The sequence below is a fragment of the Peribacillus sp. NPDC055009 genome (genome assembly GCF_053608705.1).
Window position 1 is genome coordinate 384,179 of the sequence record NZ_JBSGVZ010000003.1, and the last position, 17,659, is coordinate 401,837.

A 17,659-nucleotide genomic window follows, 5' to 3' on the forward strand; every position below is an offset into this window, starting at 1 on the left:
CCGGAATGATACCATTCCGAACCCCTTTTGTAGACATAATTAAGTTGTCAAAACTTACACGTTGTTTGGAACGTAAGGCACTCGCCCTTCCAGGTTTCAGTGAAACTTAGCCTTTAAAAAGCGATACAGTCCATCTTCTCGATATGAATACTCCGTCACTTCATCGGCTTGTTCTTTGACAAGGTCAGTGGCGTTTTTCATGGCAACGCAATGTCCGGCGAGTTTAAATAGCGGGAGGTCATTTTCGCCATCGCCTACTGCCAGGATATTTTCGGGTGCTAGCTGAAAATGTTTCAGCAGCAGTTGAACGCCTGTTGCTTTTGTGATGCCTTCCACGGTCACTTCTACATTATGATGGGTCGAGGAAGCTGTGGTAAAGGCATTGTACTGCTTGATTTCCCCCAACTCCGCTTTCCATTTTCGAATCGTATTCATTTCATTGCTGAAAAAGTAGATCTTGGCGACGCTCTTTATATCCAGTTGTTCTGACCATCTTATTTTGTCTTCGACTGCATCCTGTCTTGATAGCCATTCATTTTCATCGACTGTCTCAGGTTTTGGTATCAAACCTTGTTTAACCATATAGTCTTTATCTTTAAGTAATGCCATCCGTGTGCCTTCGTTCGGATGAACTTCGTAAAAAATCTCTTCCGCTCCTGCTTTGGCGACCAATTCTTCGACAAGTTCCGTCGACAGGGCGTGTTCGACAATCTGTTCCTTTCCGATGAATACGGACATTCCATTGGCGGTGACCATTCCATCAGCCTCCATGCCGGCCGGCAAAACGTCCCTCACCTCTTCCAGCGTTCTTCCTGTTGCAATGAAAATCAGCTTACCGCTTTCCCTAAGTTCGCCTATGTATTGTTCCAGCGTCTCATTCACAGTATTTCTTTCGTTCAATGTCGTGCCATCCAAATCGAGCACAATTGCTTTGTTCGCCATGCCAATCACCTCAAAAATCAGAATGATGATGAAAATGCCAACAGCCCATTATCTATAAGATCTTAGGCTGTTGGTTTCATTCATATATTTTTATTTCTGTACCTTATCAGTATAACAGTTTAGGATAATCCTAAAAGTTTCATGACACTCAGGATCAAGAGACCTACCACACCGAAGTCCGAATCACCAAATGTGGTGCCTTCAAACCCTACATCCCCCAAGAAGACCAGGAGTATTGCCGGCAGGAAACTGATGATGAGTCCGTTGGCAAACGATCCAAGCATCGCTCCGCGTCTGCCGCCCGTGGCATTTCCGAAAACACCAGCTGCAGCTCCGGTGAAGAAATGCGGTACGAGCCCTGGAACGATTACTTTCAATCCAAGTACCGGAAGGAGGAACATGGATAATAGTCCAGCCAAGAAACTGAATAGAAACCCGATGATCACTGCATTTGGAGCGAATGGAAAGATGGTCGGACAGTCCAATGCAGGTTTTGTATTCGGTGCCACTTTATCGGCAATCCCTTTAAATGCAGGGACGATTTCAGCAATTAACATCCGTACTCCTGCAAGGATGATGTAGACTCCTGCAGCAAATGTTATCGCCTGGATGAAAGAGAATACGATGAAGTTCGAACCGCCGGATAATTCCGTTTCAATATAGTTCTGCCCGGCAAACAATGCGACGATCACGAAGAACATCGTCATCGTAAGCGATACAGCGACCGATGTGTCCCTCAGGAATCCTAAAGACTTGGGAACCTTGATTTGTTCTGTCGTTTTTTCCTTATTTCCAAACCATTTTCCCACAGTCGCGGATACGAAATATCCGATTGTCCCGAAATGGCCGATGGCAAAATCATCGCTGCCGGTAATGTTCCGTACGTATGGCTGAAGGAGGGCTGGGAACAACACCATGCATACTCCTAATAGAATGGAGCCGACCAAGATAAGCGGAAATCCGCTGAGCCCGCCGACGGATAGGGTGACTGCAAGTAAACAAGCCATGAATAAGGTATGGTGTCCCGTTAAAAATATATATTTAAATGGCGTGAAACGAGCAAGTAAAACATTGACAACCATCCCAAATACCATAATAAGTGCAGTCGAAGTCCCAAAATCACTTTGGGCGGCTGCGACAATGGCTTCGTTATTCGGTATGACGCCTTGTACGTTGAATGCATGATCGAACATTTTACTGAATATATCAAGGGCGCCAATGAGCACTGCCGCTCCCGCTCCGATGATAATGAAGCCCATGACGGTTTTTAGCGTTCCAGATACGACATCCGCACTGGATTTCCGCTGTAACAGCAGTCCAATGAGGGCAAACAGCCCCACAAGTATGGAAGGTGTACCCAAGATGTCATTCATGATAAGTTCCAGCATTGCCTCTCCCCCTCTTCTTTATGTTTTCTTCTTATAGATGTGAAGCCAATTTCGATGTGATTTCAGGAATGCTCATCATGTTTTCCAGAGTAACGATCGTCCGGGTTCCATCATCCAGCTGACCGACAATATCCGCCGCTCCCAGGAAAATATCAGCCTGAACCGTTTTTGCGGATGCCAGATCCGTATGATCCACCTCGGCTGCCTTCCCCATTTCCGTCAATGCTTTCTTCACATTCATCTCCATGATGAAACTGCTTCCCAATCCATTACCGCATACTACCATGATTTTCTTCATATCAATCTCTCCTTTTTTTATCCTACGTGCATTTCCAATTTAGATTTGATTTCAGGGATGCTCATCATGTTCTCCAGTGTGACGATCGTCCGGGTTCCATCATCCAGCTGACCGACAATATCTGCCGCTCCCAGGAAAATATCAGCCTGAACCGTTTTTGCGGATGCCAGATCCGTATGATCCACCTCGGCCGTCTTCCCCATTTCCGTCAATGCTTTCTTCACATTCATCTCCATGATGAAGCTGCTTCCCAATCCGTTTCCGCATACTACCATGATTTTCATTCCGCTTCCTCCTTCGAATATTTATGAACGTACTCCATAAGGACCGATTTATCTGAAGTGCTTAAGATTTCTTCTATATTGGCCGGCTCATTCAATAATTGAGTGAGCTGGATCAATGCCCGCAGATGCGAATCGTTATCTACGGCCGCCAAAATGATAATCAGGCGGACCGGTTTATCCGGCGCAAAGTCCACGGCTTGCTCCAATTTCAGCAAACTCATGGATAAAGACCTGACCCCCTGCTCCGGACGTGCATGGGGAATCGCCACTCCAGGCGTTATCACTACATATGGTCCATTCGTTTCTATGGCCTCGATCATGGCATCCACATATCGTTCTTCGACGGTACCTAAGTCCACGAGAGGCTTGGCCGCGACTTGAATGGCTCCTTTCCAATCGGAAACTTGCTGCTGTAATTGGATTGTTTGCATATTGAGCAGTTCTTCTAACACAGGCTTCTCTGCCTCCTTTAAAGAAAATTGGGTTATTTTTGGTGTATGGGTATACACATTCGACTTCAAAGCCTTTTCAAGCTGATCCTGTTCATGGATGGTTGCATACTTGGAAATGATCTTTAATAAAGCTGCAACATCCACAGTTTCACTCGTATATCCATACAATTCCTGCATGACCTGCTGGCGCAATGTATGTTTGTCCTGCATTTCCAAAATCGGCGGTACAACGAATAATGCCGCTTTTGTTCTCATATGCACCGTCGAGAAAACAAGATCGTACGACAGCGGGTATTCAGCCGCATTCCTAACGGACAAAACATCCAGGAACAAAATATCAGGAAATAATTCCCTCAATGTATAAATGAGGATATTGCTGATGCCGATACCATTCGGGCATACGACAATCGCCCGTTTTCGATCATCCAATGTTGTTCCTTGCCTGCGCAGCCAGCCGCCAAAATAGATCGTGAAATAGGCCACTTCTTCTTCCGATACTGGACAGCCAACCTCTTTCTCCAACACCCACAGGGATTTTTTTGTCAAATGATGCAGTTCGGGATATACCTTCTGCACCCGTCCCGCCATCGGATTCATTTGCGGGAGACCATACCGCAGGCGATAATATGCAGGTTTAAAATGAACGTATAATTGCTGGCATAGCTGCTCTTTGTCTTTCAGGTGAACAAATGCCAGCCTCTCGAACTCTTCCACGATTTCCTGCAATAAGTGTTGAATGACTTCATCATCCTTAAGAGGGGAAATATCCTTCGTTCGATTCATGCTCAATAAATGTAAGGCTGCGTATAAGTTTTCCGTTTCGCTCCATACTGATTGAAAGGCATTCGTCCTGGTCATCTCCTCAACCAGTTTGTATTCTTCCGTCGCAACAAACGGCGCCCAGCTCTGGTCGGCCTGTAACTCTTCCCCTTTTCCTATGAGCTGATCTGTACATAGAAATAAATAGCTCAGTTCATGAAGCCGTTCATCCGTAAAGGTGATGCCCAATTTAAGTTCAGCCCTTTCAAGCTGTAACCGGATCGAGCTGATTTGCTTTTCATGATTTCCCCATATGCACTCCATGATCCAATCACTATTGGAACTGTTCAGTACATCATGCACGAGACGTTCAATGATATATCTCTTTGTTCGGCTTTCCCCAATCACCACGTAGCCATCTTGTTTGGAATACTGTATCTTGAGCGATATGTCCCTGTTTTTCTCTTTAAGTCTTTTTAAATCCTTCAGCACCGTATTTCGCGAAACCCCGGTGATCGTCTGGAAATGATAGACGGATAATTCTTCTTGGCTTAACAGGATCATGAGGTAAAAAACCTTTTCCCTATCTGTCTCTGAAAATATATAATTGCGTTTTGTCAGTTTTACATTCAATTCTTCATCCCTGATTGTTTCAGAAAAGGAGTAGCCCATTTCACGATTATATTGAATCGGTTGATATCCATGAAATTGGAGCCAGTCATTCGCTTTGCTCAATCCATATTGGATTTGCCTTCTCGTCAGACCTGTTTGGGCTTCAAGCTCTTTCATTTTTGAAATGGGCGAATGCTGTAATAGTTTTAGTAAATTGGCGCTTCTTTCATCTAAAAACATTCTCAATCCCTCTCCCTGCTTCTACGATATCTCACTTCTTATTAAAAATGTAGCGTTTCTCAGTCCGAATGTTGTCATCGGTACTGCACAATAATATACTCTTTAAACATTTGTGCACAATACTGCATCCTTGTTAGGTCAATTACCATTCTGCCTTGTAGAAAAGCGGGTGAATTAAAAGTGCATTATGCAGTATTAAAATGAAATTGCACACACTCTTTAAAACAAACAAAAAAAGTGGTGAAAGTTTTGAGATTAAACGTCCACCACTTTTTTATAACTATTAAGAAATATGCCAACAGGACCTGTTTATAAATCACAAGTAATGTTTCAGATTACTATTTTACTTAGCTCTTTTTTGATAACTCACACTTGTTTTTCCTACTTGTATTTTACGTGCCTTGTCTTTAAAGAATTTCACTGTTCTTTTGTTGTATAAGTACTTACCAGATGTGCATTGAGCATCATTCAAAGAGTAATATATATTTGGAACAGCTCCAACAACAACACTTGCAGCTGCTAAAGCTGAATTGTAAGGAGCTTTCGTAATAGTAGATAGATATGCTGCAAATGCTGAAACACCTATTTTAGGTACAGCTGAACTTCCATAATACGTCCCCAGACTTTAATACTTGCACGCATTAGCTGAGGCCATTTCTATAATTGGAACTTCATTTTCTGCTGAGACAAAGTATTCACTATCGGAAATATATTCATTATTAACATATTCAACATAATTATTAAGTTCTATCTGTTCTTCTTTAGACAAATTCACACCATCAATTTCCAACTGATTTGTTAATTTATTAATCTTTACTTCAGTAATCTGATTCCCTTCTGCATCTGTAACTGTTGAAATGATGAAGTTATCGTTCTCAACACTATTAAAGTGAAGCTCCTCGCTAGTTCCTTCAAACAATATTTCTTCATTTTCATGTTCTTGAGAAGCAAATGCTATAGTACTACTTGAAAATAATGAAAAAGTAATAGCAAAGGTAACAAATAGACTTAAAATCTTTTTTACCATAGGTAAAACCTCCTCATTTTATTTGTAAATTCAAAACATTTTGACTATAATATGTAATATACAAACTAAAAAAGTGAGGAATTGTATTTTCATGTTTAATTACCTAAGGTTTAGATATAAATCATATATTATTATTCTTTTAGGGGTTTTTATTGGTACAATACTTGCAGACATTTTATTTGAAAATCCAGATTATTTTATAGGCATTACTTGTGTTCTAGTAGGTTTATTAATTGGAGAATGCATAATGATAAAAAAATGGTTCAAAAAACGATAAACAAAAAGAAGACTTTACAAAGGGTATCCTCTAACTATTCAAATGAATAAGGTTTTGAAAAATAATCATGGTACATTCTTTTTTTGTTTGAAAGCTGCAGCTTATAAAACGCGTTTAAGAACGCTTCAAATCCGGTAAAAAATAAAAAAGGTTTCGGAATGAGAACATTCCGAAACCTTTTTGTTTACAAACTGGGAAGGACATAATGTCCCCTCCCTTATTCAACTTGGATAAAGACACAATCTAAATCTGCTTGCTGAAGTCGCGCTGAGCTCCCCTATAGCTTCCGATGATATTTTGATAACCAGGAAGCTGGCTGGAAAGTAAAGCACCAAAACCTTCGACATCGTTGCGCCAATCACGTTGTAATTCGCACGCTACGCTAAACCAGTTCATAAGCTGCACACCGCCATGGGCCATACGCGCTAAAGCCGCATCAGCTACCTGTTTGCTTACTGTTCCAGAAGCATCAGTGACAGCGAATACTTCATAACCAGCTTTTAAAGCGGAAAGTGCCGGGAAAGCAACACAGACATCTGTAACCACTCCCGCGATAATAAGTTGTTTTTTTCCAGTTTCTTCGATTGCTTTAACAAAATCTTCATTATCCCATGCGTTAATTTGTCCAGGCCGAGCTATTTTTGGTGCGTGAGGAAAGAGTTCTTCCAATTCTTGCATGAGCGGTCCGTTTGGTCCGTTTTCAAAGCTTGTCGTTAAAATGACTGGTAAATCAAAAAACTTAGCTGTATTGGCCAGAGCCATAACATTGTTCTTGAATTCATCAACACCATAATCACGCACTAGCCCGGAAATAAGACCGGTTTGATGATCCACCAGAAGAACGGCAGCATCATCTTTGGAAAGACGGGAATAGAGATCAGACATTTTTAAAGTCCTCCTTTTATTAAAAGCTATCGAAGAAAGTTCATATGTAGGGAAATCCCCCCAACTCCTTCGTTGGTCCCAGTCAGTTTATAACTTAACTGACTGTTGCTATTAGTTTATCTATAAACTCATAGCCTGTCAATCATATATAGATTAAGAATCATTGATTGTTAATCTATAATTGGAGTGTGATCGATCCAATGTATGAATTGTTGTAAATAACGCTCAAGATAACGTTTTGTTTGATCGTCAGTAAGCACTTTCCGATCAGGATCAATCTTTTTATGTACTTGCGAAATCAGCATTTTTTGAAATGGAAGAACATGAACTTGCATGGCTTCTAATACTTGCCTGATTTGCATTTGAGCAAATGCAGTTCCCATTCCACCAGGAGTAGCTCCAATCAGGCCAACTGGTTTTTTGGTAAGAACAGCGAACTCCCGAGGTCTTGATGCCCAGTCCAATGCATTTTTTAATACGCCTGGTATTCCAGAATTGTACTCTGGACTCACGATAATGATACCGTCGACGCCCTGGATGGCGGATTTAAATGATGCCACTGTTTCTGGAACCCCACTTATTTCTAAGTCTTCGTTAAACAACGGAAGATCATTAATTTCGATCCAGCGAAATTGATACGAATCAACCATATCTGTCAATGATTGAGCAATGATTCGATTATAAGAATTTTCCCGTAAACTGCCACAAATAAGGCCGATGGTTCTGGTCATCTACTTCCCTCCCCGTTTGAAATCATATCCTATAGTACCATAAAATACCAAAACTTAAAAAGTGACGTTATTCCTAATTACATATTTACTGAATTTGGCTTAACTTAATATTGGGTAAATAGAACTTCTTATAATGGATCATGAATTCTAAATTGCTTTCCCCAAAGTTATATTGAACCCCCCTTCCATTTTCTGAATATTTCCAACATACTATAAACTATAAGGCGATTGGGAGGAGTGCAGAGATGGATGAAAAAAAAGTTACATGGTTAGAGCTCTTTTATGATTTGTTATTTGTGGCGGCCGTTGCGGGCGCAACTCATGTTTTACTGCATGTTGAAGATGGTTATATCCATCTAGAGTATTAATTAAAGTTCGTATTGATTTTTATTCCTATCTGGTGGGCTTGGGTAGGGCAAACCATATTTATTAACCGGTTTGGAAAGGATGTATTTCATCAACGGCTATTTTTGATATTGCAAATGTTTTTTGTCCTGATCATGACATCAAGCTTATCTGCTGATTTTGATCCTTATTATGTTTCTTTTTTAATTGGTTATATTGGATTGAGAGCCGTGACTGCTATCCAATATCTTGTTGTACAGCGGATTGAAAAGGGATTTAGAAAAAAGGCAGCACTTTTTTTGGGAAGGTATTTTTGGATTGGAATCGCCATTTCATTATTCTCCGTCCTTTTTGATTCTTGGCTTCGGTATGCTGTGTTGTATCTGGGTATTCTGATTGATATCATTGTCCCGATCCTTGGAAGAAAGTGCTTAGAAAAGGTTCCTACAAATACGGCCCACTTGTTAGAGCGCTTTGGTCTATTTACCATCATTCTCTTTGGGGAAGCTCTTGTCAGCACTCTTGCGGTAATTCAACCTAAACAAGGAAATTGGGATTCGATAGCCTTTTCCATCATATCATTTGCCCTGATAATAGCTATGTGGTGGCAATATTTTGATAACATGGAGAAGAAAGTCGACAAGTCTGTACAATCTTCCGGCCAGATCATCATTTACGGACATCTGTTTATTTTAATGTCTATAAGCATGATTGCAGCAGCCATCAGATTATTGTTTTTACATGAGGTCCATTATTCATTCATCCTCTATTTTGTTTTTGGTTCCGTATTGCTCTATTTCATTTCAACCACTTTTGTTTTCCACCAATATAGACACAAACACCAGCGGTTGCAAATATATCATTTAGGGCTATTTTTAGGGATTTTAGCACTCTTTTTTATTTTTAATTTGTTTGTCGGTGTACCAAATATTGTGATTATAGCAGAATTAACACTGTTTTTTATTATCTTTGCTAAACTAACGACTACATAATAAAGAAATCAAAGAAACCAGTAACGTAAGATTATACTGGTTTCTTTGTATAGAAGTTGGAAATTTTTGCATTTGACACCTAATTAGTTTATTCATAAACTGATTGGGACAAAGAAAGTATGAGGTGACATTCATGCATCCCTTCACATCTAATAATGAGGAAAGACTAGGTTTAATGTTATGGTTCCGAATCACACGAATATATAATCAGAGTATCCGGGAATCCAATCAACATTTAAAGAAATGGAATCTATCGGCAGCCCAATTCGATATCTTGGTTCAAGTGGGTTCCCATGAACGATTGTCTCAGCAAGAACTGGCAAACAAGCTTTTTGTGACGAAAGGCAATATCACTCAACTATTAAGGAAAATGGAAGAAATGGGATTGATTAAACGGGAGCAGGAATGGAAAACAAAATACCTTTCATTGACTGATGAAGGAAAAGAGTTTTTTCATGAAGTCGTTCCAAAACAAGAGCATTTTCAGGCATCACAGTTTTCCAACTTGAATGAGACGGAAAAACAACAGCTTTTAGATTTACTTAGTAAAGTTCAAAAATAATAAAAACAGATCACCCGTTTGAATGGTGATCTGTTTTTTTATCTTTGTTACTTCGGTTTTTTCATGAACAATGAAGCACCACATTCACGATGGCGAAAATCAAACAAATTTTAAATACAAGTGATGAACCTGAGGCGGCAGCTGCCGGTAAATCATTTGCCACATCAGTCAAGTAGCCATTTTGCTTCGCAGAGAATAGGGAAACCATGACCGGTATCCCAATTGCCCTTGGTTATACAAACCGGTCTATTTTCAAAAAAATCTTTGAATGTAAGTCTCTTTTTTCCTCTCTAAATAACAATTTAGACAAACTTTTTATTAACTGCATTTTGATTATTCTATTCGATTATCAGTTGACTTTTTGTATACAAATGTATACATTAAACAAAAGAGAAAGTGTATACATTTGTATACACAGAAAGAGGTTATAACATGAGAGATGAAAAATTCAAAAAAGATGGACATCACGGTGGCAGGCATAAAGACCATGGTTCACACCATCGTGGCCCCAAAACGTTTCGCCGCGGAAGGGCAATTGCTTTTTTAGAGATGATGAATCTTAAACGTTCAACCATTATGGAACAGTTAGATAAACCAGAGTTTCAATCCATCAATCAAATCTTAGTCGGTGAATTGAAAGCAATTGATATGTTAATCAACGAGTTCATTCAATTATTTGAAATACAAGAAAATGAAGCAGCCGATAAGAAAAGTGAAGAAAAGGAAACTTCCAATGAGAAAGGAATGGAAAGGAATGGAAACGAATGAAACAAATTAACAGTTATATCGACTCAGTGTTTTATTCCGGAGATGCCCTTTTGGAAGAAGTCATTTCGTCCATACAAGAAAACGGAATGCCGTCCATATCGGTATCCCCCTCATCCGGAAAACTTCTTACTATGCTTATATCCATTTCAGGAGCTAAAAATGTATTGGAAATAGGCGCTCTTGGGGGGTATAGCGGAATCTGCCTTGCCAGAGGATTCGGCAGCGAAGGAAAATTAACCTCCCTTGAATTAAAGGAGGAATACGCAAAGTTAGCTTATCGCAATCTATCCAAAGCTGGCTTTGGCGACCAAGTATCATATATGACCGGAGCAGCTCTGCAAAGCCTTGAACAACTTGAGCGTGATAACAGGAAATTTGATTTTTTCTTTATAGATGCTGACAAGGACAATTATGAAAATTACCTGCAATATTGCATTAAACTGGCAGAACCGGGTGCTTTAATCGTCATGGATAACGTACTTGCGAGGGGCAGTGTCGCAGATCCGGATGCTGAACCTAAACATTACACTGCATTTATGAAGGCATTCAATGAAAAGGTGGCCAATCACCCTCAATTGGAATCCATGCTAATTCCAATCGGTGATGGACTGACTATTTCAAAAGTAATTCTCGGGTAAGTGCAAACTCACGAGTAAAACTTCTTAATTCACGAGTAAACTGCCCAAACTCACGAGTATAGTGCGAATTCTTGAGTATTTCGTTCAAATTCACGTATATATCAATCAAATTCTCGATATATCGCTCAATCTCAAGTATATATCGACCAAACTTTCGATTTTATTGATCAATTTCACGATTTTATCGATCAAACTCTCAAATATATCGCCCAAATATCCATTCCATGAAGAAAAAATAATATGAATTTCTATAATCTTGAATGAAAATGATTTTTATTATCAATAATAAATATGAAAGAAGGTAACCAGTTGATGGTTACCCCCGATTGTTTAAATTTCTGGATCAAATGTTTTGCAATCCGTTTCTTTGCTATTTGATGCTTGGTTCCCTTTATGGCTGACAACATAAATAGCATCTGCACTGCATTTGTTTCCAGAATCCCAATATTTACAATTATTCACTTCACATAGAACATCTTTTGCCATCTTATCACACCTCCTCATTTGCTATCATTAACAAAGTTGGGGTTATTGATACTTTCCTTTTTCAGGTTTTGGTGTCTTAATTTTAAGGAAACGGTATTGAGGGCATTTTCTACCGTTCGCAACGAACAAAAATCCGGGCAGTTTTCCGCCCGGATTTTTTTATGCTCATGCTGATCTTTTCAATAGTTCTGCTTGAGGTATTTTCCAAAGCTCCCGCCATTTTTTCAAGGCGGCAACCAGAATGATCAAGCCCAGGATTAACATGGTGATCGATAATACTCCGTTCAAGATGCTGAATCCTGCAGAGTCCGGGTTCAGGTATACGTTTTTCACCATCCAGTACCCTGCTACATTAACCGTTACATATAAGTACGCAAGGGGTACTAGGCATGTCCAGATATACCAGCGTTTGTCTGCGATTTTCAATACGACGGTCGCACCGATGATGAGTCCAATCGAAGCCATGAGCTGGTTGGATACGCCAAAGAGTGCCCAGATCGAACCGATGTCCCCAGAGTAAAGCAGGTATCCCCAGATAAAGCAGGCTAACGCGCTGGCGAAGATGTTCCCCGGCAGCCAGTCGACTCGTTTTAATGGTTTATAGAACTCCCCGAAGAAGTCCTGGATCAAGTAACGGGCAACACGTGTCCCTGAATCGATTGCGGTTAATATGAACACCGCCTCGAACATGATGACGAATTGGAAGAAAAACGAAGCCAGTTTGTCAAAGAAGGGTATTTCGGTAAAAATATAGGTCATGCCGACAGCAAGTGTAACTGCCCCGCCTGTCCGTCCCTCCAGATTAATGCCGATTTCTTCACTGAGCTCGTCAAGGTGTACGGTTTCCATGCCTAATGTTTGAAATACTTCAGGTGTGGAGTTAATCGCAAAATAATCTCCTGGCTGCAGCGAAACCGCAGCAATCAATGCCATGATGGCGACCACACATTCGACAAGCATCGCTCCGAAACCAACGGATTTGATATCACTCCAACGGTTTAACATTTTTGGAGTTGTGCCTGATCCGACAAATGCATGGAATCCTGAAATCGCCCCACAGGCGATTGTTATTGAAATGAAAGGCCAAACTGGACCGGCTACGATCGGGCCCCCGCCATTAATGAATTCGGTAAACGCAGGAAACTGGATTTCTGGATTCACGACGAAAACACCGATAATCAATGCGGCAAATACACCGATTTTCATAAATGTACTCAAGTAATCACGTGGTGCCAGCAGCAGCCAAACAGGCAATGCGGCAGCGAAGAAAGCATAGATCGGCAAAATGATGGCAAGTGTACTCGCTTCAAGTGTCAATAATTCACCAAGTGCCGTTCCTTGAATGTTCGGACCAAGTAAAATTCCGGCCATGATGAGCGCGAACCCGACGATGGTCGCCCCTTTCAGGTTGCCGGTTTTTTTATGGTAAAGCCCTACACCCATGGCGATCGGAATGGTGATCCCGACAGCAAACGTCCCCCATGGATTATTTTCCAAAGCATGCAGAACGACCATTGAAAGTCCTGCCATCGTGATCGTAATGATAAAAAGCATCGCGAGTCCTGTACAGAAGCCTGCTACAGGTCCAAGTTCCTCTTTCGCAACTTCCGAAAGGGATTTGCCGTCTTTACGCATCGACGCGAAGAGCACGACGGCATCATGAACGGCCCCCCCGATTACAGCCCCGATCAAAAGCCATAATAAACTTGGCAAATAGCCGAATTGTGCTGCAAGGATCGGACCCACCAAAGGACCAGCCGCAGCAATGGCTGCAAAATGGTGGCCGAATGCCACCCATTTATTTGTTGGAACATAATCTTTTCCATCTTCTAATTTATGGGCCGGAGTCGGCTTGGAATCATCAAGTTTTAATACTTTGAGTGCTATGAATGTCCCGTATAAACGGTAGGCAATCATTAATATACAAATGGAGCCTATGACAATTGTAACCGCATTCATATTTGAACCCCCTCTATTACTTACATCGTAAAAAAATGATATCACAATGAAAGCGAATTCAATGGGTTTTCAAGTTATAATGCAGATATCGAGGGATAGATTGCATTATCAAGAAGATAAAATGCAGAATTATGAAAATTTTTAAAAACCGATGAGCTGCTTTAGCTCCTTCACATACGTCCGGCTTACCGGGATGTTTGATCCATCACTCATAATGAGATTATAAGTCGAGTTGAACCAAGGCTGTATTTCAGAAATATGGATGACATTCACGATAAAACCACGATGCACCCGTAAAAATGAGCGCTTATCGAGCTTCTTTTCAAGCACGATGAGAGGGTCACCGATTTTATATTCATTTTCCTCTGTTTTAATGATCGTCTTTCCTTCCATGAGTCCTATGAACAAAATATGATCTCGGTCGATCAAAACGATCCGATCATCTATCACTACAGCCAATTTACCTGTCTGTTCCACCGCGGTTCGGCTGGCGGAAGCTGCTGTCCTGGATTCGTCTTTCCCAATTTGACGCTGCTTCATGAGCTTATCCAATGTTTGCCGAATCCTTTTTTCATTAAATGGCTTTAATAGATAATCAAATGCATATAACTCGAAGGCTTGGAGGGCAAACTCATCATAAGCGGTCGCAAAAATAAGCGATGGTGCGGGGTCAAGTTCCGCCAATTGCTTAGCCAAATGCAAGCCATTTCCATCTGCAAGCTCAATGTCCAAAAAGACAAGTTCAGGTTTAAGTCGGGAGATATCCCTTATGGCATCTTCTATCTCCTCAGCCTCACCCACGACTTCAACTTGCCTGCTTCTCTTCAATAGATATTTCAATTCATCTCTTGCCAGTGGTTCATCCTCTACGATAAATGCTTTCATCATCGTTGCCATATGCTCCTTTCGAGTGGTATTGATATTTTCACTTTTGTTCCGTGTCCCGTCTTACTTTCTATCGAGAGGCTGGCCTGTCCTTTATAGATCCCTTCCAGCCGTTCACTGATATTATGAAGGGCCGTTCCTGTACCCTTAGCCGATTCTACAGCATGCTTACCCAATTCATCTATTCTCCCGCTTGAAATCCCTTTTCCGTTATCTTCCACAACAATGCGCATCGCATCGTCTTTAAAGTATGCGTGAAGGATGATTTGACCTTTGCTTTTCACATGTGGAAATGCGTGGTGTACCGCATTCTCAACAAGTGGCTGCAACGTGAATGGAGGGATAAGAACTTCATTCAGCCTTGGCTCAATGCGATAGTCGATATGAAATTTATTTGGAAAACGCGCCTGCTCCAGTGATAAATAAGCATTAACATGCTCTAATTCCTTTTCTAGCGGCACCAGGATTTGTCGGGCTCCTTGTAAATTAGAGCGAAAGAAAGCACTGAGCTCCTGCAATAAACTTCTTGCCTTCTCGACATCCGTCCTGCATAGAACAGATATCGTATTGATTGCATTGAATAAAAAATGCGGATGGACCTGTGCTTGCAATGCCTTAATTTCAGCATCTTTCAATAATTTCGTTTGCATTTCCGCTTTAGCGAGTTCCAATTGAGTGGAAAATAGTTTGGCCAATCCTTCAGCTAACTCTTGTTCCACTTGGCCTAATTTATCCGGATGCTTGAAATACATCTTCAAAGTCCCGACCGTTTTCTGTTGGACCTGCAACGGCAGGACTACGGCCGCTTGCAATGGGCATTGATCATGAAAACAATAAATGTCCTTTTTTGTTTTGGCCACGATTATTTTCCCTTGTTCAAGGGCTTTTTTCGTTAAGCCTGTCGCTATTCCCACCTTAGGGACATGGTGATCTGACGCAGCGCCAACATGGGCAAGTACGCTATGATCATTGGTAATGGCCACGGCATCGGCTTCAGTCAGCCCCAAGATGATTTGGGCTATTCTTTTGCATGAAGTTTGATTAAGACCTTGCCGGAAAAAGGGTAAAGTCTGATCTGCAATCAAAAACGCAAGATTCGTTTGTACGGCCCGTGTCCGTGCTTCGTCCCTTGTAATCGATTGAATGATGAGCATGAATAGTAAAGTCCCGAACCCGTTGATGATGATCATCGGAAGTCCGATTACCTGTACGAGCTCCCACGCCCTTTCAAATGGTTTGGTAGTCAACAGGATAATGCCCATTTGAATCGCTTCCAAAGCCATGCAAATGGGCAGCGCAAACCAAGGAGTGATCATCCCATGCTCTCGTCGCCTTTTTCCCAAAAAACCCGATAAGACCCCAGCTAATATCGCGGCGATCGCACATGCCCCCGCTGTAAAACCCCCGAGAAAATAACGGTGAAGCCCTGCAATCAAACCTACTCCCAACCCAACAAATGGTCCCCCCAGTAAACCGCCGATTGCCACGCCCATAATCCTTGTATTGGCAATCGCGTTATCGGGAGCAATCTCAGCATGCCAATCACCCTCCGGCATGGCATGGTTCCCGATTTCGATTCCTGTATAGTTACTTATGATGCCGAATGTTCCAAAAAGCGCGATAAACATGATTTTCTTCGACATTTCATGTTCATTACCTATCATTTGCCGAAAGGGTTTCATATAAGAAAGCAGGAATGCAGCAATTACGATGATCCCCACTTTTTCAAACAGCGACGGTAATAAATCAACCAAAGCATCCACCCCATTTCTGGCTTTTTCATTCATCTTACACCAGCCATGAAATCCTTGTCGAATTTTGTTTTAGGTTTAGGAGATGGGTGTATAAGCATTTTTTTCAGAATTTCATCAATACTCTGTGTAAATAAGTTAGCAATTGAATAAAATCCAAACCCGACGTGCCGTATCATTTCTGAAATAGCAATCATCATTTTTGGAACCCATCACAAGGTAAAATAGTTTATTGTGAAACGAGGAGAGTAAACAGGTATTTCATTTTAGGAACAAGTATGAGGTATGAATATGGAATTGAAAAATCAAATCATTTATATCAGTAAAAAAGTATTGAATAGTATAAAGAATTTCAAGTTTAATTTTGAAACTACTATATTTATCTTTGATAAAGAGCTAAATGTTTTATACTCTAAGAGTAATTTTGAACATAAAGATATATGTAATTTGGTTATAAAAGAATCTGTTGAAAATAATGCATTTGTTTTAAGTTCATTGCAAAATACTACTGTAAAAACTAAAAGTCAAATCTCCGGGAAGTATTTTAGTGTTTTATCTTCCCCGATCCATGAAATTAAAAATAAAGAATTGCAAGGGTATGTTGGTATAATCACAAAGGATGATAATGGAAATTTCGAAATGATTTCTGAAATGCTCGCTAATCAAATCTCCTACGAGTTACATGTGTATCGTGAGAAATTATTAATAGAAGAGATAATAAAAACAGATACATCATCCTTAATCACCAGGGAACAACAACATGAAGTTGAATTGCGAATATTAAAAAATATAACTCAAGGTCTCAAAGATAAAGAAATAGCTGATAATCTGAATATAAGTGTTTCTACAGTTCGTAACTATGTAAATAAAATGTTTGAAGAACTAGATGTTACATCCAGATCACAATTAATCAGCTTGCACTATGAAAATAAATTGTATGAAATTCTTAATGAAATAAAGATAAATAACCGCTATTTTTAGTATTTATAGGAGGAGTTATGATTAGTAGAGTCAGAACTTTTTATACACTAGGGGTTATATCATTAATTGGTGCTGCACTATTCCCAGTAGGATATGTAAAATCTTTCAATATATTTATCTCGTTGTTTATTTTAGGTATATTACTTATCTTAATCGCTCAAATTCAAAAAAAGAAAAATAAATGATGAAGGCCCTTTAAGTCTAAACTCTTGAGAGACCTTCATTATCTACCTATAAGTTGATACTATTTACTACTTGATGTAATCCTACAAAACACTAATATTATAGAGCTAGCCCATATAAGAGCTTATATGGGCATTCACAGTAGCATCATGAGCATCATAAATCTACACACATATATAACAATCAAAAATCAGCAGTAAAAACACCAATAAAT

At 40.3% G+C, this 17,659-nt stretch carries 17 protein-coding genes and 1 pseudogene; 5 read left to right on the forward strand and 13 right to left on the reverse strand.

The genetic code is table 11. The annotated features are described in order from the left end of the window. Nucleotides 1-96: 96 nt before the first annotated feature. From ACWF5P_RS08060 to ACWF5P_RS08095, 8 genes are all read right to left on the reverse strand, one after another. Nucleotides 97-942: a Cof-type HAD-IIB family hydrolase gene (locus tag ACWF5P_RS08060; RefSeq protein WP_434168688.1), complete on the reverse strand. Its 846-nt coding sequence runs from the start codon at nt 940-942 to the stop codon at nt 97-99. A gap of 119 nt (nt 943-1,061) precedes the next feature. After that, entirely contained in the window at nt 1,062-2,330 is a 1,269-nt protein-coding gene (locus ACWF5P_RS08065) for a PTS ascorbate transporter subunit IIC (RefSeq protein WP_434168687.1), read from the reverse strand. Nucleotides 2,331-2,361: 31 nt separating this feature from the next. Beyond that, complete coding sequence (locus ACWF5P_RS08070; protein WP_133350448.1) at nt 2,362-2,628, reverse strand: PTS sugar transporter subunit IIB; 267 nt, start codon at nt 2,626-2,628, stop codon at nt 2,362-2,364. 17 nt (nt 2,629-2,645) lie between these two features. Then, nucleotides 2,646-2,912, reverse strand: coding sequence for a PTS sugar transporter subunit IIB (locus ACWF5P_RS08075; RefSeq protein WP_048883162.1), 267 nt, complete (start codon nt 2,910-2,912; stop codon nt 2,646-2,648). Next, nucleotides 2,909-4,975: a PTS sugar transporter subunit IIA gene (locus ACWF5P_RS08080; RefSeq protein WP_434168686.1), complete on the reverse strand. Its 2,067-nt coding sequence runs from the start codon at nt 4,973-4,975 to the stop codon at nt 2,909-2,911. Before ACWF5P_RS08080 ends, ACWF5P_RS08075 begins: the two co-directional genes overlap by 4 nt. Nucleotides 4,976-5,600: 625 nt before the next feature. Next, complete coding sequence (locus ACWF5P_RS08085) at nt 5,601-6,002, reverse strand: hypothetical protein (protein ID WP_434168685.1); 402 nt, start codon at nt 6,000-6,002, stop codon at nt 5,601-5,603. Between the two features lie 520 nt (nt 6,003-6,522). After that, nucleotides 6,523-7,164: an isochorismate family cysteine hydrolase YcaC gene (gene ycaC, locus ACWF5P_RS08090; RefSeq protein ID WP_101224362.1), complete on the reverse strand. Its 642-nt coding sequence runs from the start codon at nt 7,162-7,164 to the stop codon at nt 6,523-6,525. A 170-nt stretch (nt 7,165-7,334) separates the two neighbouring features. Continuing rightward, nucleotides 7,335-7,895 (reverse strand): NADPH-dependent FMN reductase, encoded by a 561-nt coding sequence (locus ACWF5P_RS08095; RefSeq protein ID WP_101224363.1) that lies wholly within the window; start codon nt 7,893-7,895, stop codon nt 7,335-7,337. Between the two features lie 245 nt (nt 7,896-8,140). Here ACWF5P_RS08095 and ACWF5P_RS08100 point away from each other — a divergent pair. Both ACWF5P_RS08100 and ACWF5P_RS08105 read left to right on the forward strand, forming a co-directional pair. Next, nucleotides 8,141-9,232, forward strand: a pseudogene (locus tag ACWF5P_RS08100) (low temperature requirement protein A). Nucleotides 9,233-9,365: 133 nt separating this feature from the next. After that, nucleotides 9,366-9,794, forward strand: a complete 429-nt coding sequence (locus ACWF5P_RS08105; RefSeq protein WP_101224365.1) for a MarR family winged helix-turn-helix transcriptional regulator — start codon at nt 9,366-9,368, stop codon at nt 9,792-9,794. A 61-nt stretch (nt 9,795-9,855) separates the two neighbouring features. Here the strand turns inward: ACWF5P_RS08105 and ACWF5P_RS08110 are convergent, their stop codons facing one another. Further along, the gene (locus ACWF5P_RS08110) at nt 9,856-10,002 is read right to left on the reverse strand and encodes a hypothetical protein (protein WP_434168682.1); all 147 of its coding nucleotides are present in this window, start codon (nt 10,000-10,002) and stop codon (nt 9,856-9,858) included. 224 nt (nt 10,003-10,226) lie between these two features. Between ACWF5P_RS08110 and ACWF5P_RS08115 the strand changes: the two genes are divergently transcribed. Together ACWF5P_RS08115 and ACWF5P_RS08120 are read left to right on the forward strand one after the other, a co-directional pair. Further along, complete coding sequence (locus ACWF5P_RS08115) at nt 10,227-10,562, forward strand: hypothetical protein (protein WP_452444765.1); 336 nt, start codon at nt 10,227-10,229, stop codon at nt 10,560-10,562. Beyond that, nucleotides 10,559-11,200, forward strand: coding sequence for a class I SAM-dependent methyltransferase (locus ACWF5P_RS08120; RefSeq protein WP_434168681.1), 642 nt, complete (start codon nt 10,559-10,561; stop codon nt 11,198-11,200). Before ACWF5P_RS08115 ends, ACWF5P_RS08120 begins: the two co-directional genes overlap by 4 nt. Nucleotides 11,201-11,530: 330 nt before the next feature. On the opposite strand, the gene ACWF5P_RS08125 is transcribed toward ACWF5P_RS08120, so the two are convergent. The 4 genes from ACWF5P_RS08125 to ACWF5P_RS08140 form a co-directional block, all read right to left on the reverse strand. Further along, the gene (locus ACWF5P_RS08125) at nt 11,531-11,686 is read right to left on the reverse strand and encodes a DUF1540 domain-containing protein (RefSeq protein ID WP_065310844.1); all 156 of its coding nucleotides are present in this window, start codon (nt 11,684-11,686) and stop codon (nt 11,531-11,533) included. Nucleotides 11,687-11,851: 165 nt separating this feature from the next. Then, nucleotides 11,852-13,645: a carbon starvation protein CstA gene (gene cstA / locus ACWF5P_RS08130; RefSeq protein ID WP_402940799.1), complete on the reverse strand. Its 1,794-nt coding sequence runs from the start codon at nt 13,643-13,645 to the stop codon at nt 11,852-11,854. Nucleotides 13,646-13,786: 141 nt separating this feature from the next. Then, nucleotides 13,787-14,533, reverse strand: coding sequence for a LytTR family transcriptional regulator DNA-binding domain-containing protein (locus tag ACWF5P_RS08135; RefSeq protein WP_434168680.1), 747 nt, complete (start codon nt 14,531-14,533; stop codon nt 13,787-13,789). Beyond that, on the reverse strand, nt 14,530-16,317 hold the full coding sequence (locus ACWF5P_RS08140; protein WP_452444766.1) for a LytS/YhcK type 5TM receptor domain-containing protein: 1,788 nt from the start codon (nt 16,315-16,317) through the stop codon (nt 14,530-14,532). The genes ACWF5P_RS08135 and ACWF5P_RS08140 overlap by 4 nt, the downstream gene beginning before the upstream one ends. A gap of 255 nt (nt 16,318-16,572) precedes the next feature. Between ACWF5P_RS08140 and ACWF5P_RS08145 the strand changes: the two genes are divergently transcribed. Next, a complete protein-coding gene (locus tag ACWF5P_RS08145; protein WP_452444767.1) occupies nt 16,573-17,262 on the forward strand; it encodes a response regulator transcription factor in 690 nt (229 codons plus the stop codon). Nucleotides 17,263-17,659 lie beyond the last annotated feature (397 nt).